A 21,610-nucleotide genomic window follows, 5' to 3' on the forward strand; every position below is an offset into this window, starting at 1 on the left:
ACCTCAGAGCTTGATCTCGATGTCGACACCGGCCGGCAGGTCCAGGCGCATCAGCGAGTCGACGGTCTTCGGAGTGGGGTCGATGATGTCGATGAGGCGCTTGTGGGTGCGCATCTCGAAGTGCTCGCGGGAGTCCTTGTACTTGTGGGGCGAGCGGATGACGCAGTACACGTTCTTCTCGGTCGGCAGCGGCACCGGGCCGGCGACCTTGGCACCCGTGCGGGTGACCGTGTCCACGATCTTGCGCGCCGAGGTGTCGATCACCTCGTGGTCATAGGCCTTGAGCCTGATGCGGATCTTCTGTCCCGCCATCTGTCTCTCTCGTCCTTCTGGTCAGCGTTGCCGCGTGCGTTCCGGGACGTCCTCGGGTTTGAGTCGGTCCCGCCCTGTTGCTTGCCACCCCCGGGCCGGCTCCGACCCCCGCGGTCGGGCGTGTCGCGAGATTCTGCTTCGCGCACGACCCACCATCGGCGGGATCTGCCTGCTCGGTTGTTCGGTGACACCTGGCGGTTCGCCAGGCTGATCGGGTCTCCAGGTTCGGTGCGAACGCACGCCGATCACCGAACACGACCGGACCGGGGTCCGGGAGACGCGATTCAGTAATCAAGATGTTCCGCACCCCGACGACCCGCCGGAGCAACCAGAGAATCTTGTCAGATGTCAGCGCGCTGACCAAATCGGCCGTGAAGTCACGTCGGAAGACGTCGGTCAGCCGCATCCGGAGGCGCCTGAGGCGTTCCCGGACGCTGTCGAGTCTAGGCCCTGTGCGGACGTTCGCGGGTCATCGGAGATCGGCCGGCGGAGCCAGTCCCGCGTCCCGCAGCTCCAGGGTCGCGAGCCGGCGTACGACGTCGGGGTCCTGCATGCGCCAGGCACGGGCCGGGTCGTCGCTGATGCGGGCCAGCAGGTGCAGCGGCTGGTTGGCCAGCGCCCGGAGCGCGAACAGGTCCAGGTCCGCCGTGGAGTCCAGGAACCGCCGCCCCGCCGTCGCCCGTCGCACGAAGCGGATCCGCGGGGGCAGGTAGAACGCCAGCGCGAGCAGGATCGGCAGCAGGGCGGTGGCGAGCCCGAGCCAGAACGCCATGGCGTCGACCGCCGCGACCTGTGCGCGTCCGGCGGCCGCCAGCCTGTCAGCCGCCGTGCCGGCGCCGTCGAACGGACGGCTCGCCTGGTCCCCCACGAGAGGCAGCCCGTCGAGGGAGTGGCCGGCGTCGCGCAGCCGGCCGGCGAGGTCCCCGGCCGAGCGGTCGATGCCGCGGCCCGGGGCAGCAAGGCGCTCGGTGGCCCGGTGCACCTCGACCGCGAGCCACACCCCCACGGCGACCCAGGCCACGACGAGCGAGTCGCCGATCAGCTGACGTGCGCGATGGGCGGGCAGGTCGGCGTACAGCTTCATCGCGCCATGGTTGCAGGCGCTCCGACACGACAATCTGGTGTCGTGGACAGTGGGAGCGTTCCCACTCTATTGTGACCCACGTTACGCAACCGTTATCACCGGTGCTTGACCGCGCAGGGAGAAAGCGCTTGCATCACCCGTGGAGGAGGACAACGGCGTCGGACTCACCCGTCGCCGTGCTCTCAAGAGGAGAGGAAGACGACGTGATTCGTTCACGCAACGTACGACGGGGTATGGCGGCCACCGCCGCCCTCGTCAGCGCCGGCCTCGTGCTGGCCGGCTGCGGCGGCAGCTCCGACAACAACAGCAAGGCCAGCGGCAAGTCCCCCGGCGAGGGGAAGGCCGAGTGCTCGCAGCTGACGCAGTTCGGCGACCTGACTGGCAAGAAGGTCCACGTCTACACGACGATCGTGTCCCCCGAGGACCAGGCGCAGAAGGACAGCTACAAGCTGTTCACCACGTGCACCGGCGCAACCGTCGAGTACGAAGGCTCCAAGGAGATGGAGGCCCAGATCCTGGTCCGGGCCCAGAGCGGCAACCTGCCCGACATCGCGTACCTCCCGCAGCCGGGTCTGCTCAACACCCTGGTCACCCAGACGCAGACCGTGAAGGAGGCGCCCAAGAGCGTCTCCGACAACGTCGACAAGTGGTTCGGCGCCGACTGGAAGAAGTACGGCAGCATCGACGGCAAGTTCTACGCCGCGCCGCTCGGCGCGAACGTGAAGTCGTTCGTCTGGTACTCCCCCAAGATGTTCAAGGACAACGGCTGGACCGTCCCGCAGACGTGGGACGAGATGCTCGCTCTCAGCGACAAGATCGCCGCCAAGGGCATCAAGCCGTGGTGTGCGGGCTTCGAGTCCGGCGAGGCGACCGGCTGGCCGGGCACCGACTGGATCGAGGACACGCTCCTGCGTACGGCGGGCGCCGACGTCTACGACAAGTGGATCACCAACGACGTCAAGTTCAACGACCCGCAGATCGCGGAGGCGTTCGACAAGGTCGGCGCCATCCTCAAGAACCCGAAGTACGTCAACGGCGGCATCGGTGACGTGAAGTCCATCGCGACCACCGCGTTCCAGCAGGGCGGCCTGCCGATCCTCCAGGGCAAGTGCGCGATGCACCGCCAGGCGTCGTTCTACGCCGCCAACTGGCCGAAGGGCACCAAGGTGGCCGAGGACGGCGACGTGTTCGCCTTCTACCTGCCGCCGATCGACCCGAGCAAGGGCAAGCCTGTCGAGGGTGGCGGCGAGTTCGTCGCGGCCTTCAACGACAAGCCGGTGACCGTCGCCTTCCAGACCTACCTGTCCAGCGACGTGTGGGCCAACGAGAAGGCCAAGTCCACCCCGGGCGGCGGCTGGGTCAGCGCCAACAAGGGCCTGGACCCGAACAACCTGGTCAGCCCGATCGACAAGCTGTCCGCTCAGATCCTCGCCGACCCGAACGCGGTCTTCCGCTTCGACGCCTCGGACCTGATGCCGGCCGAGGTCGGCGCGAACAGCTTCTGGAAGCAGATGGTGGCCTGGATCACGGGTCAGGACACCAAGACGACTCTGGACAACATCCAGAACTCCTGGCCGAAGAGCTGACGGCCTGACCACGCAGCCGGGTCGGCACACGCCGACCCGGCTGCACCCAGGAGACAGCGCCCGGACTCTGGGCGAGCGATCGCCCCGGGCCCGGGCGCTGTCCCCTCGTCGGCCCTGCCAGCGCAGGCCGGCGCGTCCCATCTCCTCAAGCCTTGGGAGGGCGCATGTCCACAGGCGAGAAGCTGATCCAGGCATTCATCATCGTCGCCCTGTTCTTCGCGGTCGTCGCCGTGATCCTGCTGCTGACCTCCAAGATGAGGTCGAAGTCGGGCGAGCTGGTCCAGTCCGCGGCGTTCCTGCTGCCGACGTTCGTCCTGCTGGGCGTCGGGCTGATGTACCCCGCGATCTCGACCGTCCGGCTGTCGTTCCGCAACAACTTCGACAAGCTGTGGGTCGGGTTCGACAACTACAGGACGATCTTCACCGACACCGACCTCATCCGGGTGCTGGTCAACACGGCCGCATGGGTCATCCTCGTGCCGACGCTGGCCACCTTCGTCGGCCTCGTGTACGCCGTCCTCGTCGACAACTCTCGTTTCGAGAAGGGCGCCAAGGCGCTCATCTTCCTGCCGATGGCGATCTCGCTGGTCGGCGCATCCTTGATCTGGAAGTTCGTCTACGACGACAACACCGGCATCCTCAACGCCGTCACCGAGGCACTCGGTCTCGGCCGCCACCACTGGCTGCTCAACTCGCCGGCGAACACGCTCTTCCTGATCATCATCTTCGTCTGGGTGCAGGCGGGCTTCGCCACCGTGGTGCTCTCGGCCTCGATCAAGGCGATCCCCACCGACATCGTGGAGGCGGCCAAGCTCGACGGCGTGAGCGGCCTGAAGATGTTCCGCTACATCACCGTGCCGAGCATCCGGCCGACGCTGATCGTCGTGCTCACCGCGATCACGATCACCACGCTCAAGGTCTTCGACATCGTGCGCACCGTCACCGGCGGCAACTTCAAGACCAGCGTGCTGGCCTACGAGTTCTACGTGCAGAGCTTCCGCTCCGCCAACCGCGGCCTCGGCGCGGCACTCGCCGTGCTGATCTTCGCCCTGGTCATGCCCGTCGTCATCTACAACGTCGTCCAGATGAGGAAGGTGGTCCGATGACCGTCATCGACACCCCGCTCGCGAAGCTCGAGACGGCGGCGGAGTCCAGCCGCAAGCAGCTGGGCAACCGGTGGGCGTCCGCCGCCGCACTGCTCATCGCCATCCTCTGGACCATCCCGACCGCCGGTCTGTTCATCACGTCCTTCCGCCCCGAGAACGACATCAACACCTCGGGCTGGTGGACGGTCGTGACCAACCCGTCGTTCACGTTCGACAACTACAAGGCGGTCCTGAGCGGGCAGTACAGCCTGACGGACTTCTTCGTGAACTCGTTCGTGATCACGATCCCGGCGGTGATCATCCCGATCAGCATCGCCACGATGGCGGCCTACGCGTTCGCCTGGATGCGCTTCCCGATGAAGAACACGATCTTCATCCTGGTCTTCGCGCTTCAGATCGTGCCGATCCAGGTGACGATGATCCCGCTGCTCAAGCTGTACGTGAACCTCGGCCTGGCCGGCAACGACGCGCCAGGGGGCGGGTTCTACACGATCTGGCTGTCGCACGCGGCGTTCGCGTTGCCGTTGGCGATCTACCTCCTGCACAACTTCATGCTCGAGATCCCCGGCGAGCTGGTGGAGTCGGCACGTGTCGACGGCGCCGGCCACGTGCAGATCTTCACCCGGCTGATCCTGCCGCTGATGACGCCCGCGATCGCGGCGTTCGCGATCCTGCAGTTCCTGTGGGTCTGGAACGACCTGCTCGTCGCGCTCGTCTTCGGTGGCGGCAGCCTCGACATCTCTCCGCTCACCGTTGCGCTGGCGAACCTCTCCGGCACCCGTGGCGCTGACTGGTACCTGCTCTCCGCAGGCGCCTTCGTCTCGCTCGTGGTCCCGCTGATCGTCTTCCTGTCGTTGCAGCGGTTCTTCGTCCGCGGCCTGCTGGCCGGCTCTGTGAAGGGGTAGTCGTCACGTCCGGCCGACTTGCTCAGCACGACAGCGGCCCCCGGCGCTCGCTGGTGGCGAGCCCCGGGGCCCGTCTGCTCGTCGCCGGCCTCAGCCGGCGGGTGTCCTCACCCCTTGAGCCGCTGCTGGAGCCAGCGGTAGGACGCCTTCGGCGTGCGGTCCTGGGTGTCGGGGTCGACGTGGACGATGCCGAAGAACTTCGTGTAGCCCTCGGCCCACTCGAAGTTGTCGAGCAGTGTCCAGACGATGTAGCCGCGGATGTCCGCCCCGGCGTCGCGGGCACGCTCGGTCGCCTCGATGTGGCTCCGGAGGTAGGCCACGCGGTCAGCGTCCTGCACGACCCCACCCTCGACGGTGTCGTCGGCGTAGGCCGCGCCGTTCTCGGTTACCACGATCGGCAGCCCGGTGCGCTTGTGCGTCTCGAGCAGAAGCTCCTCGAGCCCGGCGGGCTCGACCTCCCAGCCGATGTGGGTGCGCGGCTCGCGGACGTGGAAGGTGACGGGGTCGACGCCCGGGTAGGCGTCGGTCTCGGGATGGCGCTCCTCGCCGGCCGGGGTCGGCGTGACCGGCCCGGGCCGGACCGGCGTGTAGTAGTTGACGCCGAGCCAGTCGGCGCTGCCCTTGATCAGGTCGAGGTCGCCCTCGCGCACCAGCTCGGGGTCGGCGAGCTCCGGTGCGACGCGGAGAAGCCCGTCGTCGTACGCGCCGTCGATGAGCGGGTCGAGCCAGACCCGGTTGCGAACCGCGTCGACACCGTCCGCAGCGAGCTCGGGCGTGCCGGGCTCGGGCCAGATCGGCGCGAGGTTGAGCACGATGCCGACGTCCTGGCTGCCGGCCGCGTGCAGGGCCTCGGCGACGAGCCCGTGGCCGAGCATCAGGTGGTGGGCCGCGCGGTGCGCCTTGCCGCCCTCACGGCGGCCAGGGGCGTGCACGCCGGCGGCGTAGCCGAGGTAGGCCGCGCACCACGGCTCGTTGAGCGTCGCCCAGACCTTGACCCGGTCGCCGAGTCGGTCGTGCACGAGCGTCGCGTAGTCGGCGAAGGCGTACGCGGTGTCGCGCTGCAGCCAGCCGCCCGCGTCCTCGAGGGGCTGGGGCAGGTCCCAGTGGTAGAACGTGCCGGTCGGGGTCACGCCGCGCTCGAGCAGGGCGTCCACGAGCCGGTCGTAGTAGTCGAGCCCGCGACTCTCGACGGCCCCGATGCCGGCCGGGACGATGCGCGGCCAGGCCACCGAGAAGCGGTACCAGCCCGCGCCGAGGTCGGCGACGAGCGCGGCGTCCTCGGCGTAGCGGTGGTAGGAGTCGCAGGCGACGGAGCCGTCCCTGCCGTCGCGCGTGGCGCCCGGCGTGGCGGCGAAGGTGTCCCAGATCGAGACGCCGCGTCCGTCCTCGGTGGTCGCCCCCTCGATCTGGTAGGAGGCGGTGGCGGCCCCGAACTCAAGGGCGGGCCCGTCCGGCAGGTGGAGTGTCATGCACCACACTCTAGCGAGGGAGTGGGAGCGCTCCCAAGATACTGGGCACAAGGACGGTGACGATGACGAGCATCAAGGACGTCGCCCGCGAGGTCTCCCTGTCGACAGCGACCGTGTCGAGGGCACTGCGCGGCCTGCGCGGCGTGTCCGACGAGAACCGGACCCGCGTCACCGAGGCCGCCCAGCGACTCGGCTACGTGCCCTCACCCAGCGCGGTCGGCCTGGCCAGCGGACAGACCAACATGGTCGCCGTCATCGTCCCGCACGTCAGCCGCTGGTTCTTCGGAGAGGTGGTCCAGGGCGCCGAGGAGGTGCTGCGGGCGGCGGGATACGACCTGCTGCTCTACAACCTCGCCGGCGAGCCGGCCGCGCGGCACCGGGTCTTCCAGACCGGCCTGCTCTCCAAGCGTGTCGACGCCGTGCTCGTGCTCGGCCTGCGCCCCACCGCGCAGGAGCAGGCGCGGCTGGCGCAGCTGGGCCGGCCGGTGGCGATCGTCGGCGCCGCGGCGACGGACCTCTACAGCGTGAGCATCGACGACGAGCTCGCCGCACGCCTTGCCACCACCCACCTCGTCGACCTCGGCCACCGCCGGATCGGGTACGTCGGCGGGTCGCTCGACACGCTGGACTACATCGCCCCCTCAGCTCGTCTCGCCGGCTACCGCGCCGTGCTGCGCGAGAGGGGGATCCGGCACTACCGCGAGCTCGAGGACGTCGGTGAGTTCACCGTCGCAGGCGGAGGGGCCGCCGCGCGTCGGCTGCTCACCGGCCCCGAGCGGCCGACCGCGATCTTCGCCGCCTCGGACGAGATGGCGATCGGCGTGCTGAGAGCGACTCGCGAGCTCGGCCTCAGCGTGCCGGGGGACCTGTCGGTCGTCGGCATCGACGACTACGAGCTCGCCGAGTTCTTCGACCTGACGACCGTGGCGCAGCCCGTGCGCGAGCAGGGGCGACGCGGCGCGGAGCGGGTCCTCGCCGAGCTGCTCGGCGTACGCCGCCGCACTGAGTCGGAGGTGCTCCCCGTCGAGCTCGTCGTCCGGGCGTCGACCGCTCCCCCCGCAACCGAGCGGTGAGCCGGGCAGGACTCCTGCAGGCGGTGCCCGAACTGTCACCGTGACAGTTCGGGCGGTCGGTGACACGTCCGAGCTATCACTCGATGCTCGAACTATCACGGTGACACTTAGGCCGCGGCCGACCGGCCGTCAGCCTGCGGCGAGCTCACCCGCCGTCCGGACCTGGCGCGGCACCATGAGGCACAGCGCCGCGGCGCCCAGGCACAGGACGCCCGCGGTGATCCAGGCCAGCAGGTACTCCCCCGTCGACTGCCGGATCCAGCCCGCATAGCTCGCGGCGACGCCGGCGCCGACCATGTGCGCGGCGAAGACCCAGCCGAACACCACCCCGGACCGCTCGATGCCGAAGTGGAGACGGCAGAGCGCCACCGTCGGAGGCACCGTCGCGACCCAGTCCAGGCCGTAGAACAGGACGAACAGGAACAGGCTGGGGTGCAGCGACGGACCGAGCAGCATGTCGACCCACAGCAGCGAGAGGCCGCGCAGGAAGTAGTAGCAGAACAGCAGCTTGCGGGGGTCGACGCGATCGGTCAGCCAGCCGCTCGCGATCGTCCCGGCGATGTCGAAGATGCCGATGAGGGCGAGCAGCGACGCGCTGGTCGTCTCCGGCATGCCGTGGTCGTGGGCGGCGGGGATGAAGTGGGTGCCGATGAGCCCGTTGGTGGACCAGCCGCAGATCCAGAAGCTGACGAACAGCGCCCAGAAGGTGCCCGACCGCGCGCTCGTCCGCAGAGTCGTCAGGGCCAGCCGGGCGGCACCCATGCCGTGAGCAGGGGCCGGCGGCGGAGTCCAGTCGGGCGGAGCGCCGTACGGCGTCAGGCCGACGTCGCGCGGGGAGTCGCGCATCACCAGCCACACCAGAGGGGCGAGCAGCAGCGCGAAGAACGCCACCAGCCCCGCGGCCCATCGCCAGCCCGGGCCTTCGGCCAGGTGGGCGATGAGCGGCAGGAAGACGAGCTGCCCGGTGGACGACGCGGCCGAGAAGACGCCGATCACGACGCCGCGATGCCTCACGAACCAGCGATTGGCCACGATCGCGCCGAAGACGAGCGCGAGTGCACCGGTGCCGATCCCGACCGCGAAGCCCCACAGCACCCACAGCTGCCACGCCTCGGTCATCACCAGCGTCAGCCCGGACCCCACGGCGACGAGCGTCAGGGACGCGGCCACCACCCGGCGCACGCCGAAGCGCTCCATCAGCGCTGCGGCGAAGGGCGCCGTGAGCCCGTAGACGATGAGGTTGAGCGAGACGGCGCCCGACGTGGTCGCCCGCGACCAGCCGAAGTCCTCCTCGAGCGGCTCGAGCAGCGCCCCGGTGGAGGACCGGAAACCTGCGGCCGCGACCAGCGCCGCCATCGTGACCGCCGCGATCGGCCATGCCCGGTGGATCCCGCTGCGCCTTCGCGCGGGCGTCTCCAGACGAGTCACGGTGTCCACCGTCTCACAGGTCGCCGTACCGATCCGTCGCGATCCCGCCTCCTGGCACCGAGATCCCGCCTAGTGTTCGGTCCGTGCGCCGTCGTCTCGCGATTCTGGGTCTCCTCCTGGTCAGCCTGCTGCCGCTCGCGCCCGCCAGCGGGGGTACGCCGGGCTCGTGCGGCAGGCCGTCGGGCTGCACCGCGTTCGAGCTGATCCACGCCGGAGCGACGTACGGCTGGTATCCGGTCGCACGGCGCTTCGAGTTCAAGGGCGGCGTGCCCGCCGAGTGGCGCCACACCGGCCTCGGGACGCTGACGACGACGAACGGGATGCTCACGCTGCAGGGCCGGCGCGGCGACATCAGCACGATCTGGACCGGGACCGCGAGGAAGCAGGGCCGCTGGGAGGTGCGGATGCGCACCAACCGGCTCAGGGCGCGCCGCACCGGCCTCACCGACTACCGGGTGCGGGTCGCGCTCGTGCCGGCCAGCGCCCAGGCCACGCACTGCGGGGCGCAGCAGGTCAGCCTGCTCGACTACTCCCCCGCCGCGCCGAACAGTGCCGGCTTCTCCGTGCACGCCCTCCCCGATCTCTCGTTCGACGCGTCGACGACGACCGCGCGCACAGTGGGGTCCGACCAGTGGCACGAGTTCGCGGTCGAGGTCGCGCCCGACCACGTCTCCTGGTTCGTCGACGCCCACGTGGTCGCGACGCAGCCGACCAGCACCGCCCTCTTCTCGGTCCCGCTGCGCATGCAGGTCAGCCTCGTGTCGACGCCGGGAGCAGCCATGCAGCCCACCCGCGTGCAGCTGGACTGGGCGCGCTACTGGACCCTCAGCAGGCCGAGCAAGCTGCCCGTCGACGCTCCGGCGCCGGCCGCCGGAACGTACGCCGGAGCCTGCTGAGCCCGACGGCGTCAACTCGATCCCTCGCGGCGATCGGGTTAGGGTGCCCGGATGTTCTCAAAGAACCTGGTCATGCCACTGACCGCTCTCGGGGCGGCGCTGGGGCTCTTCCTGAGCCTCTTCACGTCGGCGCTGCCGAGCGCTCAGGCCTACCCATGCGGACGCCCGAGCGGCTGCACCTCGTTCGAGCTGGTGCACGCGGGCGCCACCTACGGCTGGTATCCGGTCCTGCACCGCTACGAGTTCAAGGGCGGCCGCAAGGCGCCCAGCTCGTGGCACAAGGCGGGCCGCGCCAAGCTCTACCAGCAGAACGGGATGCTCACCCTGGTCGCCCCGAAGGGGCACGCCGGCGACGCCCGCACCGTCTGGACCGGCGTCGGCTACCGGCAGGGTCGCTGGGAGGTCCGCATGCGCACCGCACGCGAGACCAGCGGCAACGCCGACTACCGCGTCATGCTCTCGCTCGTGCCGGAGAGCAAGCGTCAGCGCCACTGCGGTGCGCAGGACATCGACTTCCTCGACTACTCGCCGAAGCAGTCGCACACCGCCAACTTCAACATCCACACCCTCCCCGCGAACCGCTTCGCGGCGAAGCAGACCTTGTCGCGCAAGGTCGGCGGTGACGAGTGGCACGAGTTCGCCGTCGAGGTCACCCGCACCCACATCTCGTGGTTCATCGACGCCCACGTCGTGCGCACCGAGCGGCGCCCCGCGGCCCTCTCCGGCCGGAAGTACACGATGCAGGCCGCCCTCGTCGCCGCTCCCGGTCACGCGATGAACAAGACCCGGCTGCAGCTCGACTGGGCCCGGTACTGGACCATGCACAAGAAGAACAAGAAGTCGATCAAGGCTCCCGCGACCACCCCGAAGCGGTACCTCAACGCCTGCTGAACAATCTGACATCACCGATCGATTCGCCTAAGGTGGCGCGGGTGTTCCCGCGCCACCTTTCGCGTCTCCGGATCCGGCTCGCCGCCGCGGTCACCGTCCCCCTGCTCGCCTCCGCGCTCGCCCTCCCGTTGGTCGGCACCGCCGGTCCGGCCGCGGCCGGCTCGTGCGGCAGGGCGTCGGGCTGCAACCGCTACGAGCTGATCCACGCCGGGTCGACGTACGGCTGGTATCCGGCGGCGACGCGCAACGAGTTCATCACCGCCGACGGAGCGCGGCCGCCGCGCACGTGGTCCCACGTCGGAACACCGTTCGCCTGGTCGGACAAGTTCGGCACCCTGCAGATCGAGCAGCACAGCGGCGACCTGTACACCGACTGGAACCGCTCGCACAGGACCGGCCGCTGGGAGGTGCGCTTCCGCAGCAAGACGGGCAACCAGCGAACGCCGAGCGGGGCGCCCTACCAGGTGAAGATCGAGCTCGTGCCGACCGGCACCCGAGCCACCCGGTGCGCGCCCGAGTCCGTGCTGATGGCCGGCTACGACCCGGCGACCGCCGGGCGCACGGCACGGGTCGGCGTGACGCGGCCCGGCTTCCGGGCCAGCGCGCCCGCCACCCCGGTCGGCCCGCTCTTCGACGTCGTCAAGTGGAACGGCACGCAGGACGAGCACGTCGGCGCCTGGCGGGTGTGGGCGGTCGAGGTCGGCAGGGACCACATCTCGTGGTTCCTCGACGGCCGTGTGATCCGGCGCGAGTCGCGCCCCGCGGCGCTGATCGGCAAGCCGCTGCACCTGCGTCTGTCCCTGCTCGCGACGAGCCCGCAGATGGCACCGGCGATGACCCAGCTCGACTGGGCCCGTTACTGGACGCTCAAGCGGACCACGAAGGCGAGGAAGAAGGTGCGTGCGCTGAGGCACGCGCCGGGTCTCACCGCGACCACCGCGAGCCCGGCACCCGGTTGCTGACGGGATCGACGTCTCGGGCCGCGGGGATTGACGTCTCGGGCCGGGGGGATTGACGTCTCGGGCCGCGGGGATTGACGTCTCGGGGGTGGGTCAGCGGCGCCGGTAGGCGAAGTCGGCGATGTCGCGCCCCTCCGCGAGGCCGCGCCGCTCGAACTTCGTCAGCGGGCGCTCGGTCCATCGCTCGACGAGGCCGCCCACCAGTGACGGCTCCGTCGCCATCGCCTCGGCGATGTGGTCGGCGTAGCCGGCCCAGTCCGTCGCCAGGCGCCAGACGCCGCCCTCGACCAGGCGCGAGGCCGCGGTGCCGATGAACGGTTGGTTGACGAGGCGGCGCTTGTGGTGCCGGGTCTTGTGCCACGGGTCGGGGAAGAGCGTCCACAGCTCGGTGATCGACCCCGGCGCGAAGAGCTCGGTCAGCGACCAGGCAGCGTCGACGGTGCACAGCCGGGCATTGGTCGCGCCGGCCGCCTCGAGGCGGGCCAGCGTGTCGGCGACACCGGGCAGCCAGACCTCGAACGCGAGGACGTTGACGTCGGGGTGCGCCGCGGCGTACGACGCCGTGGTCTCGCCGACCCCCGACCCGATCTCGACGTAGAGCGGCGCCTCGCGTCCGAACCAGCCGGCCGCGTCAAGAGGACCCGTGAGCCCCTCCACGGCCTCCGCACCGAACACCCAGTCGGCCGCCAGCCGGTCCCACGCGCCGGCCTGCCGGGCGGTGAAGCGGCTGCCGCGGCGCGCGTACGACAGCACCTCGCGCAGCGGGCGCCCGTCCTCCGTCAGCCGGACGTGCGGCCGGCCCTCGGGGCTCCGCCCGGCGGGATCGCCCGCCCGCGACCGCGCGAGCTTTCCGTGCTTGTCGTCGGACATGGGTTCCATCCTCTCGTCGAGTCGGCGCAACCTCGCGCTCTGGAAACGCCGAGTCGGCGCAACCTCGCTGCTCGCTGTGCTCGCGAGCGAAGTTCCGCCGACTCGGCTGGAAAAGGGAAGGGCCCCCTCGCCTTGCGGCTCGGGGACCCTCCACTTTGCTTCAGATGATCACTTGGTGATCTTGGTGACCCGGCCGGCGCCGACGGTGCGGCCACCCTCACGGATCGCGAACCGCAGGCCCTCGTCCATGGCGATGGGCTGGATGAGCTCGACCGACATCTCGGTGTTGTCACCCGGCATGACCATCTCGGTGCCCTCGGGGAGGGTAACGACGCCGGTCACGTCCGTCGTACGGAAGTAGAACTGCGGACGGTAGTTGTTGAAGAACGGCGTGTGACGGCCGCCCTCCTCCTTCGAGAGGATGTAGACCGAGGCCTCGAAGTTGGTGTGCGGGGTCGTGGTGCCCGGCTTGATGACAACCATGCCGCGCTCGACGTCCTCGCGCTTCGTGCCACGAAGCAGCAGACCGACGTTCTCACCGGCCTGGCCCTCGTCGAGGAGCTTGCGGAACATCTCGACACCGGTGACGGTGCTCTTCTGCGAGCCCTCGCGGATGCCGACGATCTCGACCTCCTCGCCGACCTTGACGATGCCGCGCTCGATACGACCGGTGATGACGGTGCCACGACCGGTGATCGTGAAGACGTCCTCGACGGGCATGAGGAACGGCTTGTCCGTCTCACGCTCGGGGGTCGGGATGGCCTCGTCGACAGCGTTCATGAGCTCGAGGATCGACTCGCCCCACTTGGCGTCGCCCTGCAGCGCCGGGAAGGCGGCCACGCGAACGACCGGGATGTCGTCGCCCGGGAACTCGTACTCGTTGAGGAGCTCGCGCACCTCCATCTCGACGAGCTCGATGAGCTCCTCGTCGTCGACCATGTCGCACTTGTTGAGCGCGACCACCAGGGCGGGAACGCCGACCTGGCGCGCGAGCAGCACGTGCTCACGGGTCTGCGGCATCGGGCCGTCGGTGGCGGCGACCACGAGGATCGCGCCGTCCATCTGGGCCGCGCCGGTGATCATGTTCTTGATGTAGTCCGCGTGACCAGGGCAGTCGACGTGCGCGTAGTGGCGCGCCTCGGTCTGGTACTCGACGTGCGCGATCGAGATGGTGATGCCGCGCTGACGCTCCTCGGGAGCCTTGTCGATCTCGTCGAACGCCGAAGCGGCGTTCAGGTCCGGGTACTTGTCGTGCAGGACCTTGGTGATCGCCGCGGTCAGCGTGGTCTTGCCGTGGTCGATGTGACCGATAGTACCGATGTTGACGTGCGGCTTGGTCCGCTCGAACTTCGCCTTAGCCACTGTGGGCTCCTCCTGGTGTGTTTTGTTACGTGACTCGTACTGAGCTGGGTGATGCCGAGGGCCGTACGGCGATTACTCGCCGCGAGCCTTCTTGATGATCTCGTCGGCGATGTTCGTGGGAACCTCGGCGTACGAGTCGAACTCCATCGAGTACGAAGCCTGGCCGGAGGTCTTGGACCTCAGGTCGCCAACGTACCCGAACATCTCGGACAGGGGCACAAGGGCGTTGACGACGATGTCGCCGAAGCGCTCCTCCTGTGCCCGGATCTGGCCACGGCGGGAGTTGATGTCGCCGATGACGGTGCCCAGGAAGGTCTCCGGGGTCGTCACCTCCACGGCGAACACCGGCTCCAGCAGGACCGGCTTGGCCTGGCGTGCGGCCTCCTTGAAGGCCTGGTTGCCAGCGATCTTGAACGCGAGCTCGGACGAGTCGACGTCGTGGTAGGCGCCGTCCTCGAGCGAGAACTTCACGTCGACCATCGGGTAGCCGGCGAGGACACCGAACTCCATGGCGTCCTGGCCACCCTGGTCGACCGACGGGATGTACTCCTTGGGCACGCGGCCGCCGGAGACGTTGTTGGCGAACTCGTAGCCCGCACCGGTCCCGGTCTCGGGGTCGATGTTCGGCTCGAGGGACACGACGACCTTCGCGAACTGACCCGAACCACCGGTCTGCTTCTTGTGCGTGTACGAGTGGTTCGCGACGGTCTTGCGGATGGTCTCGCGGTACGCGACCTGCGGCTTGCCGACGGTCGCCTCGACCTTGAACTCGCGCTTCATCCGGTCGACGAGGATCTCCAGGTGGAGCTCGCCCATGCCCGCGATGATGGTCTGGCCGGTCTCCTCGTCGGTCTTGACGACGAAGGTCGGGTCCTCCTCGGCGAGCCGCTGGATGGCGACACCCAGCTTCTCCTGGTCGCCCTTGGTCTTGGGCTCGATCGCGACCTCGATCACCGGGGCCGGGAACGTCATCGACTCGAGCACGACCTGGTTGGCCGGGTCGGACAGCGTGTGACCGGTCTTGGTGTCCTTCAGGCCCATGACGGCGACGATCTGGCCGGCGCCGACCGACGCGATCTCCTCACGCTTGTTGGCGTGCATCTGGTAGACCTTGCCGATCCGCTCCTTGCGGCCGTTGGAGGAGTTCACCACTGTGGTGCCCGCCTCCAGCTTGCCGGAGTAGACGCGGACGTAGATCAGCTTGCCGAGGTGCGGGTCGGAGGCGATCTTGAAGGCCAGGCCGGAGAAGGGCTCGTCGTCGCTCGGCTTGCGAGAGATCTCGACCTCCTCGTCGTTCGGCTTGTGGCCGACGATCGCGTCGACGTCCACCGGCGAGGGCAGGTAGTCGATGACCGCGTCGAGCAGGGGCTGGACGCCCTTGTTCTTGAAGGCGGTGCCGCACAGGATCGGGTTGAGCTTGTCGGCGAGGGTCGCGCGACGGATGGCGGCCTTGAGGGTGGCCGCGTCGAAGACGTCGCCCTCCTCGAGGTAGGTCTCCATGATGTCGTCGTCAGCCTCGGCGACGGTCTCGACGAGCTTCTCGCGGTACTCCGCGGCCTTCTCGAGGAGGTCGGCCGGGATCTCCTCGACCACGTAGTCCTCGCCCATCTGGGTCTCGCCGCGCCACACCTTGGCGTGCTGCTCGACCAGGTCGACGACGCCGATGAAGTCGGACTCGGCGCCGATCGGGAGCTGGAGGACCAGCGGGGTGGAGTTCAGGCGCTCGACGATCGAGTCGACGACGCGGTAGAAGTCGGCACCGGTGCGGTCGAGCTTGTTGACGAAGCACATCCGCGGGACGGCGTACTTGTTGGCCTGCCGCCACACGGTCATGGTCTGCGGCTCGACGCCGGCCACACCGTCGAAGACGGCGACGGCGCCGTCGAGGACGCGCAGGGCGCGCTCGACCTCGACCGTGAAGTCGACGTGTCCCGGGGTGTCGATGATGTTGATCTGGTGGTTCTTCCACCAACAGGTCGTCGCGGCCGACGTGATGGTGATGCCGCGCTCCTGCTCCTGCTCCATCCAGTCCATCGTGGCCGCGCCCTCGTGGACCTCACCGATCTTGTAGGTGATGCCGGTGTAGAACAGGATGCGCTCGGTGGTGGTGGTCTTACCGGCATCGATGTGCGCCATGATGCCGATGTTGCGGACGGTCTTCAGGTCCGTGGTGATGTCGACAGCCACTGTCTGCGAATTCCTTAGGAAGTAGGAGTTGGTGCGGTGGTGGAGCGGTACGCCGGCCAGCCGGCGTACCGCTCCTCAGCTCACCAGCGGTAGTGCGCGAAGGCCTTGTTGGACTCGGCCATCTTGTGGGTGTCCTCGCGCTTCTTCACAGCGGCGCCCAGGCCGTTGCTCGCGTCGAGGATCTCGTTCTGCAGACGCTCGGCCATGGTCTTCTCACGGCGCTCAGCGGAGTAGCCGACGAGCCAGCGCAGCGCGAGCGTGGTGCCGCGGTTGCCCTTGACCTCGACGGGGACCTGGTAGGTCGCACCGCCGACGCGGCGGGACTTGACCTCGATGGCCGGCTTGACGTTGTCCATCGCGCGCTTGAGCGTCAGGACGGGGTCGGTGCCGGTCTTCTCGCGGCAGCCCTCGAGCGCGGTGTAGACGATGCGCTGAGCGACCTGCTTCTTGCCGTCCTTCAGGACCTTCGACACGAGCTGGGTGACCAGCTGCGAGCCGAAGACCGGGTCGACATCGATCGGGCGCTTGGGAGCGGGACCCTTACGAGGCATCTCACTTCTCCTTCTTGGCGCCGTAACGGCTCCGGGCTTGCTTGCGGTTCTTGACGCCCTGGGTGTCGAGGGTGCCGCGGATGATCTTGTAACGGACACCGGGCAGGTCCTTCACACGACCGCCGCGGACGAGCACGATCGAGTGCTCCTGGAGGTTGTGGCCGACGCCGGGGATGTAAGCGGTGACCTCGACGCCCGAGCTGAGGCGCACGCGGGCGACCTTGCGGAGAGCGGAGTTCGGCTTCTTCGGCGTGGTGGTGTAGACGCGGGTGCAGACGCCACGGCGCTGCGGAGACCCCTTCAGGGCAGGCGTCTTGTTCTTCGACACCTTGTCCTGGCGGCCCTTGCGGACCAGCTGGTTGATAGTGGGCACCTGGTGGTTCCCCTTCTGTTCGACTCTCTCTCCGCAGCGCTCTGCCGCGGAGGGTGGTGTTGCCGTGTCAAGGTGGTGCGATACCGCCCACCCGTCGCCCCCGAGGTCGGGCGTGTCGCCCTTGTCATGGGCGTGCCAGCCTCCTCAAACTTGGGTGAGGTCTACCTGCGGGCACGCGCGACGGTCTGGTCGTCCCAGACACGAGGAAAAAGATTACCGGGCGCCCGATAGGGGGTCAAAACGCTGGCGAGCCCGCCGGTCAGCCGGCTGAACAGCGCGATCGCCAGCACGGCCCCCACGATCGTCATTCCGCCTCCCAGCCACAGGGTCCAGCGCGCGCCGAACGTCTCCCCGATCCACCCGATGATCGGGGCGCCGACGGGGGTCCCGCCCTGGACCACGGTCATGTAGAGCGCCATCACGCGACCCCGCATCAGGGGGTCGGACTGGAGCTGCATGGTGGCGTTCGCCGAGTTGAGCAGCGTCAGCGTGCAGAACCCGATGACCGGGCTGAACAGCGCGAAGAGCAGGTACGACGGCAGCGACCCCGCGACGATCTCGGCCACCCCGAAGCCGACCGCCGCCGCGACGAGCAGCCGCAGCCGGATCCGCGTGCGCCGGGCCGCCATGAGGGCGCCCGTGAGCGAACCGATCGCGATCGTGGAGCCGAGGATGCCGAACTCGCCCGCTCCCTTGTGGAAGACGTCGGTCGCCATCAGTGCGCTGGTGATCTGGAAGTTCATGCCGAACGTGCCGGCGAAGAACACCAGCACCAGCACAAACAGCATCTTGGGCTGGCCGCGCAGGTAGGTCACACCCTCGCGCAGCGCTCCGGGGCCGCGCCCGCGCAGCTTCGAGGTGTGCAGGAGGGCCGGGTTCATCCTGCGCAGCTGGGCGATCACCGCCAGGTAGGACACCGCGTTGACGGCGAACACCCAACCGGTCGCCTCCTGCCCCGAGCCGAGCGCGCCGATCATCAGGCCGGCGAGGGCCGGGCCGAGGATGCGGGCGACGTTGAAGCTCGCGGAGTTGAGGCCGACGGCGTTGGTGAGGTGCTCGGGGCCGACCATCTCGCTCACGAACGACTGCCGGGCAGGGGCGTCGAACGCCGCGCCCACGCCGAGCCCCAGGGCGCAGAGGTAGACGAACCACAGGTGGCTGTGCCCGGTGATGGCGACGACAGCGCCGAGGAGGGAGAACAGCCCCATCGTGGCCTGGGTGATCTGCAGCAGCCGCCGCTTGGGCATCCGGTCGGCCAGCACCCCGGCGTACGGCGTGAGGATGAGGACGGGCAGGAACTGGAGCCCGGTGGTGATGCCGACCGCCGAGCCGCCACCGTCGAGCGGTCTGAGCACGAGCCAGTCCTGGGCGACGCGCATCATCCAGGTGCCGGTGTTCGAGACGACGCTACCGGCCAGGTACAGCCGGTAGTTCGGGTTGCTCAGTGCACGGAAGGTGGGGCTCAAAACTGACTGATCTTCTCCAGGATGGGGGCCGCCTCGCGGAGCGCGGCACGTTCTGAGGGGGTGAGGGCGGCGAGCCGCTGCGCGAGCCACTCGTCACGCCGGGCGCGGTCGGCCTTGACCGTCCTGCGTCCCTTGTCGGTGATGGCGACGATGACCTGACGCCGGTCGGACTCGCTCGAGCGCCGCTCGACGTAGCCACCGTCGGCCAGGCAGCCGACTGTCCGCGTCATGCTCGGTGGCTGCACCCGCTCACGCGCGGCGAGCTCACCGACGGTGAGCTCGTCCTTGGCGTTGAGGGAGCCGAGCACCGCCATCTGGCCGATGCTGAGGTCGTTGCCGGGATCGCGCTCGGCCACCAGGCGGCGCCGAAGTCGCATCACGGAGAGTCTGAGCGTCGACGCCAGCCCGGCGTCCGTCCTGCTCACGCTGCTCGTCGTCATATCGTTAGCGTAACTCATTAGCGGTGCTAAGCATTCCCTGGTGACGCGTGCGCCCGGCCAGGCGGTAGCGTTGCCGCCGTGGAGGAGTACGACGAGCCCGCCGCTCACCGGATCGGCAAGAAGTCCTACCTGATCGCCGACGTCGCACCGCTCGACGTCGACGGCATCCGGACCGTCATGGTCGGCACGGCACTGTGGGCCGTCGCCTTCGTCGGGCTTCTTCCGTTCTACGGACGACTCGCCGACTCCGGGCGGACCTGGTGGCTGTGGACCTGCATGGCCGGCTTCGGCCTCGGCCTGATCGGCGTCGAGGTCTGCCGGCGGCGAGCGCACCGCCAGGAGCGCTGAGCGGCCCTCAGAAAGTCTCGAGCAGGTCCAGCGTCAGCTCGTCGACGACCGGCTCGGGCAGTGGCTGCGGCTCGTGCTTCTTGGCCAGCCGCACCTCGGAGTGCGCTCCGCATCCGTGGTCCATGCTCACGACACGGCCGTCGTCGTTCGCGTCACCGTTGGCACACACGCCGAAGGTCTCTCCGAGCGAGCCGCTGATCCGGAGCAGGAAGCCGCAGGAGTGGCAGTGGTGCGGCGCCGACTGGGCGATCGGTGCGGCGGGGCCGGCCTGGCCGGCGTACCACCGCTGGGCGGCGGCGTCGCGGCCCTCGACCGACAGGGTGCGGACGCGGCCGAGCCCGAGGTCCTGCGCGACCTGGCGCACCTGCGCCTTGGCGTCCGCGTCGAGCGGGTCGTCGCCGAACGCGTACGTCGGCACGAGCCGCGGGTCCTCGTCGGAGACCGGCAGCAGGTCGCCCGGGGACAGGTCGCCCGGCTTGATCCGCTCGCGGTAAGGGACCCAGGCAGGGGCCACGATCGCCTCGTCACCCGGGATGAGGACCAGCTCGTCGATCGTCGGCGCCTCGCCCGGGAGCTCGACGAGCGTCACCGACCAGTGCCAGCCGACGTACCCGGCGCGCTTGCAGGCGAACAGGTAGGTGACGACGGCGTCGCCCTCGACCACGTGGCCGAGGTGACCTCCGACGTCGGCGCTGCCGACCTCCTCGACGAGGGCGGTCCGCGCGGCGTCGACCGCACCGACGGCGGTCGGCTCGGTCTGGCTCACCTGGGTGCTCACGGCCACATCTTCACGCATCGGCACGTCTGCTGTCAGTTCGGGGGGTGGGAGCGGGCAGGATGGAGGCGTGACGGCTCCGCACGACGCTCAGCAGGACAAGGGTCAGCGCTGGCGCGACCCGCACCCTGGCGCGTCGCAGGCGCAGGCCCAGTCATCGGGCGGGCCGGCGCGCAAGGTGGCGCACGGGGTCGGGAGCGCGGGGCGCGGCGTCGGGCGCTTCGGGCGCTACGTGTTCCGGCAGGCCCGGCGGGCGGCCGACGCGCAGGGCGCGGCCGACTCCGGGCTCAACCGCCTCATCGAGATGCACGCCTTCAACACCGCAGGCGACGCGGCGGTCGCGATCTCGCTCGCCGGGTCGCTGTTCTTCCAGGTGCCGAGCGGCGGCGGCTCGTCGCGGGAGAGCGTGGCGCTCTTCCTCGGACTCACGATGCTGCCGTTCGCGATCGTCGCGCCGCTGATCGGGCCGTTCCTGGACAGGTTCGCGCACGGACGGCGCTGGGCGATCGGCGCGACGATGGCGGTGCGGGCGTTCCTGTGCTGGGTGCTGGCCGGCGCCCTCCCGGACCAGTCGCCCGCCATGTTCCCCGCCGCGCTGGGCGTGCTCGTCGCCTCCAAGGCGTACGGCGTGACGCGGGCCGCGGCCGTCCCCCGACTGCTCCCCCGCGACTTCACGCTGGTCAAGGCCAACGGCCGCGTCTCGATGGCGGGCATCGTCGGCGTGGCCGTGTCGGCCCCGCTCGCCGGCCTCGCCTCCCTCGCCGGGCCCGAGTGGGTGCTGCGCTATGCGTTCCTGCTGTTCGTCGCGGCGACGATCACGGCCATCCGGCTGCCGCCGGAGGTCGACTCGAGCGCCGGCGAGGGCCGACTCAGCTTCCGTGACGAGGGCGAGACGCCGAGCGGCAGGCTCCGGATGCGGATGCCGGCCAGCGTGGCGTACGCACTGCGTGCCAACTGCGCGCCGAAGTGGCTCTACGGCTTCCTGCTCATGTTCATGGCGTTCCTGCTGCAGGAGCACCCGATCGAGGGCTGGTCCTCGACGCTGTTGCTCGCGATCGTCGCCGGGGCTGCGGGGCTCGGCAACCTCCTCGGGGTCGTGGCCGCCTCGATCATGCGACGCATCCGTCCCGCCGTCGCCGTCTCGGTGGTGATGTTGGCCGATGCCGGCGTGGCTCTCACGGCCGCGCTGCTCTACTCCGTGCCGCTGCTGGCCCTGCTCGGGCTCGTCGCCGGGCTGGGCCAGGCGCTCGCGAAGTTCTCACTCGACTCCTCGATCCAGGCGCACATCCCCGGGTCCGTGCAGGCGTCGGCCTTCGCACGGTCGGACACCACGCTGCAGCTCGCCTGGGTCATCGGTGGGTTCGTCGGCATCGCGCTGCCGCTGAACGCCCGGCTCGGGATGAGCGTGGCGTGTGCCGTGCTCACCGCCTGGACGGTGTACGTGCTGGTCACGCGCCCTCGTCGAGGTCCGGGTTCTGGTCCGTCGAGATCCGGGTTCGGGTCCGTCTATCGCGACCCGAACCCGGATC

21 protein-coding genes are annotated in these 21,610 nt (G+C 69.5%); 9 read left to right on the forward strand and 12 right to left on the reverse strand.

Features of this window, described 5'->3' with window-relative positions:
* Positions 1-3: 3 nt before the first annotated feature.
* A complete protein-coding gene (gene rpsJ / locus ABD205_RS14440) occupies positions 4-312 on the reverse strand; it encodes a 30S ribosomal protein S10 (RefSeq protein WP_008360994.1) in 309 nt (102 codons plus the stop codon).
* 469 nt (positions 313-781) lie between these two features.
* On the reverse strand, positions 782-1,396 hold the full coding sequence (locus tag ABD205_RS14445) for a hypothetical protein (RefSeq protein WP_344045799.1): 615 nt from the start codon (positions 1,394-1,396) through the stop codon (positions 782-784).
* 203 nt (positions 1,397-1,599) lie between these two features.
* On the opposite strand from ABD205_RS14445, the gene ABD205_RS14450 reads away from it, so the two are divergent.
* From ABD205_RS14450 to ABD205_RS14460, 3 genes are all read left to right on the forward strand, one after another.
* On the forward strand, positions 1,600-2,982 hold the full coding sequence (locus ABD205_RS14450; protein ID WP_344045801.1) for an ABC transporter substrate-binding protein: 1,383 nt from the start codon (positions 1,600-1,602) through the stop codon (positions 2,980-2,982).
* A gap of 164 nt (positions 2,983-3,146) precedes the next feature.
* The gene (locus tag ABD205_RS14455) at positions 3,147-4,088 is read left to right on the forward strand and encodes a carbohydrate ABC transporter permease (RefSeq protein ID WP_344045803.1); all 942 of its coding nucleotides are present in this window, start codon (positions 3,147-3,149) and stop codon (positions 4,086-4,088) included.
* Entirely contained in the window at positions 4,085-4,993 is a 909-nt protein-coding gene (locus ABD205_RS14460; protein ID WP_344045805.1) for a carbohydrate ABC transporter permease, read from the forward strand. The genes ABD205_RS14455 and ABD205_RS14460 overlap by 4 nt, the downstream gene beginning before the upstream one ends.
* 107 nt (positions 4,994-5,100) lie before the next feature.
* On the opposite strand, the gene ABD205_RS14465 is transcribed toward ABD205_RS14460, so the two are convergent.
* A complete protein-coding gene (locus tag ABD205_RS14465) occupies positions 5,101-6,462 on the reverse strand; it encodes a GH1 family beta-glucosidase (protein WP_344045807.1) in 1,362 nt (453 codons plus the stop codon).
* 62 nt (positions 6,463-6,524) lie between these two features.
* Here ABD205_RS14465 and ABD205_RS14470 point away from each other — a divergent pair, with 62 nt between their 5' ends.
* Positions 6,525-7,535 carry a LacI family DNA-binding transcriptional regulator gene (locus ABD205_RS14470; protein ID WP_344045809.1) on the forward strand — a complete coding sequence of 337 codons (1,011 nt, stop codon included), beginning with the start codon at positions 6,525-6,527 and terminating at the stop codon, positions 7,533-7,535.
* 129 nt (positions 7,536-7,664) lie between these two features.
* Here ABD205_RS14470 and ABD205_RS14475 read toward each other — a convergent pair whose 3' ends face one another.
* Positions 7,665-8,963 carry an MFS transporter gene (locus tag ABD205_RS14475; protein ID WP_344045811.1) on the reverse strand — a complete coding sequence of 433 codons (1,299 nt, stop codon included), beginning with the start codon at positions 8,961-8,963 and terminating at the stop codon, positions 7,665-7,667.
* A gap of 83 nt (positions 8,964-9,046) precedes the next feature.
* Between ABD205_RS14475 and ABD205_RS14480 the strand changes: the two genes are divergently transcribed.
* Genes ABD205_RS14480 through ABD205_RS14490 form a run of 3 tightly spaced genes read left to right on the forward strand, consistent with a single transcriptional unit; the run spans position 9,047 to position 11,712 of the window.
* Positions 9,047-9,859 (forward strand): LamG domain-containing protein, encoded by an 813-nt coding sequence (locus ABD205_RS14480; protein ID WP_344045813.1) that lies wholly within the window; start codon positions 9,047-9,049, stop codon positions 9,857-9,859.
* 51 nt (positions 9,860-9,910) lie between these two features.
* Positions 9,911-10,750: a glycoside hydrolase family 16 protein gene (locus tag ABD205_RS14485; protein ID WP_344045815.1), complete on the forward strand. Its 840-nt coding sequence runs from the start codon at positions 9,911-9,913 to the stop codon at positions 10,748-10,750.
* Between the two features lie 41 nt (positions 10,751-10,791).
* Positions 10,792-11,712 (forward strand): hypothetical protein, encoded by a 921-nt coding sequence (locus tag ABD205_RS14490; protein WP_344045817.1) that lies wholly within the window; start codon positions 10,792-10,794, stop codon positions 11,710-11,712.
* Positions 11,713-11,802: 90 nt separating this feature from the next.
* On the opposite strand, the gene trmB is transcribed toward ABD205_RS14490, so the two are convergent.
* From trmB to ABD205_RS14525, 7 genes are all read right to left on the reverse strand, one after another.
* Positions 11,803-12,579 (reverse strand): tRNA (guanine(46)-N(7))-methyltransferase TrmB, encoded by a 777-nt coding sequence (gene trmB, locus ABD205_RS14495; RefSeq protein WP_344045819.1) that lies wholly within the window; start codon positions 12,577-12,579, stop codon positions 11,803-11,805.
* Between the two features lie 168 nt (positions 12,580-12,747).
* Positions 12,748-13,941 (reverse strand): elongation factor Tu, encoded by a 1,194-nt coding sequence (gene tuf, locus ABD205_RS14500; RefSeq protein ID WP_344045821.1) that lies wholly within the window; start codon positions 13,939-13,941, stop codon positions 12,748-12,750.
* A 72-nt stretch (positions 13,942-14,013) separates the two neighbouring features.
* Positions 14,014-16,128, reverse strand: coding sequence for an elongation factor G (gene fusA, locus ABD205_RS14505; RefSeq protein WP_344045823.1), 2,115 nt, complete (start codon positions 16,126-16,128; stop codon positions 14,014-14,016).
* Positions 16,129-16,208: 80 nt separating this feature from the next.
* Positions 16,209-16,679, reverse strand: coding sequence for a 30S ribosomal protein S7 (gene rpsG, locus ABD205_RS14510; protein ID WP_344045825.1), 471 nt, complete (start codon positions 16,677-16,679; stop codon positions 16,209-16,211).
* Between the two features lies 1 nt (position 16,680).
* Complete coding sequence (gene rpsL / locus ABD205_RS14515) at positions 16,681-17,052, reverse strand: 30S ribosomal protein S12 (protein WP_205473893.1); 372 nt, start codon at positions 17,050-17,052, stop codon at positions 16,681-16,683.
* A 161-nt stretch (positions 17,053-17,213) separates the two neighbouring features.
* On the reverse strand, positions 17,214-18,518 hold the full coding sequence (locus ABD205_RS14520; RefSeq protein ID WP_344045828.1) for an MFS transporter: 1,305 nt from the start codon (positions 18,516-18,518) through the stop codon (positions 17,214-17,216).
* Positions 18,515-18,958: a MarR family winged helix-turn-helix transcriptional regulator gene (locus ABD205_RS14525; protein ID WP_344045830.1), complete on the reverse strand. Its 444-nt coding sequence runs from the start codon at positions 18,956-18,958 to the stop codon at positions 18,515-18,517. The genes ABD205_RS14520 and ABD205_RS14525 overlap by 4 nt, the downstream gene beginning before the upstream one ends.
* 78 nt (positions 18,959-19,036) lie before the next feature.
* Between ABD205_RS14525 and ABD205_RS14530 the strand changes: the two genes are divergently transcribed.
* Positions 19,037-19,306, forward strand: coding sequence for a DUF2530 domain-containing protein (locus ABD205_RS14530; RefSeq protein WP_344045832.1), 270 nt, complete (start codon positions 19,037-19,039; stop codon positions 19,304-19,306).
* Positions 19,307-19,313: 7 nt separating this feature from the next.
* Here the strand turns inward: ABD205_RS14530 and ABD205_RS14535 are convergent, their stop codons facing one another.
* Positions 19,314-20,084: a DUF3027 domain-containing protein gene (locus ABD205_RS14535; RefSeq protein WP_344045833.1), complete on the reverse strand. Its 771-nt coding sequence runs from the start codon at positions 20,082-20,084 to the stop codon at positions 19,314-19,316.
* A 67-nt stretch (positions 20,085-20,151) separates the two neighbouring features.
* Here ABD205_RS14535 and ABD205_RS14540 point away from each other — a divergent pair.
* The coding region (locus ABD205_RS14540) for an MFS transporter (RefSeq protein ID WP_344045835.1) at positions 20,152-21,610 on the forward strand (1,459 nt) is incomplete at its 3' end.

It is taken from the genome of Nocardioides panacihumi (assembly GCF_039530925.1).
In the GTDB taxonomy this organism is placed as follows: Bacteria; Actinomycetota; Actinomycetes; order Propionibacteriales; family Nocardioidaceae; genus Nocardioides; species Nocardioides panacihumi.

Bases quoted from the DNA above. Each gene is read 5' to 3' on its own strand.
- rpsJ (WP_008360994.1), bottom strand. From the start codon at position 312: ATGGCGGGACAGAAGATCCGCATCAGGCTCAAGGCCTATGACCACGAG.
- ABD205_RS14445 (WP_344045799.1), bottom strand. From the start codon at position 1,396: ATGAAGCTGTACGCCGACCTGCCCGCCCATCGCGCACGTCAGCTGATC.
- ABD205_RS14455 (WP_344045803.1), top strand. From the start codon at position 3,147: ATGTCCACAGGCGAGAAGCTGATCCAGGCATTCATCATCGTCGCCCTG.
- ABD205_RS14460 (WP_344045805.1), top strand. From the start codon at position 4,085: ATGACCGTCATCGACACCCCGCTCGCGAAGCTCGAGACGGCGGCGGAG.
- ABD205_RS14465 (WP_344045807.1), bottom strand. From the start codon at position 6,462: ATGACACTCCACCTGCCGGACGGGCCCGCCCTTGAGTTCGGGGCCGCC.
- ABD205_RS14470 (WP_344045809.1), top strand. From the start codon at position 6,525: ATGACGAGCATCAAGGACGTCGCCCGCGAGGTCTCCCTGTCGACAGCG.
- ABD205_RS14485 (WP_344045815.1), top strand. From the start codon at position 9,911: ATGTTCTCAAAGAACCTGGTCATGCCACTGACCGCTCTCGGGGCGGCG.
- trmB (WP_344045819.1), bottom strand. From the start codon at position 12,579: ATGTCCGACGACAAGCACGGAAAGCTCGCGCGGTCGCGGGCGGGCGAT.
- rpsG (WP_344045825.1), bottom strand. From the start codon at position 16,679: ATGCCTCGTAAGGGTCCCGCTCCCAAGCGCCCGATCGATGTCGACCCG.
- ABD205_RS14525 (WP_344045830.1), bottom strand. From the start codon at position 18,958: ATGACGACGAGCAGCGTGAGCAGGACGGACGCCGGGCTGGCGTCGACG.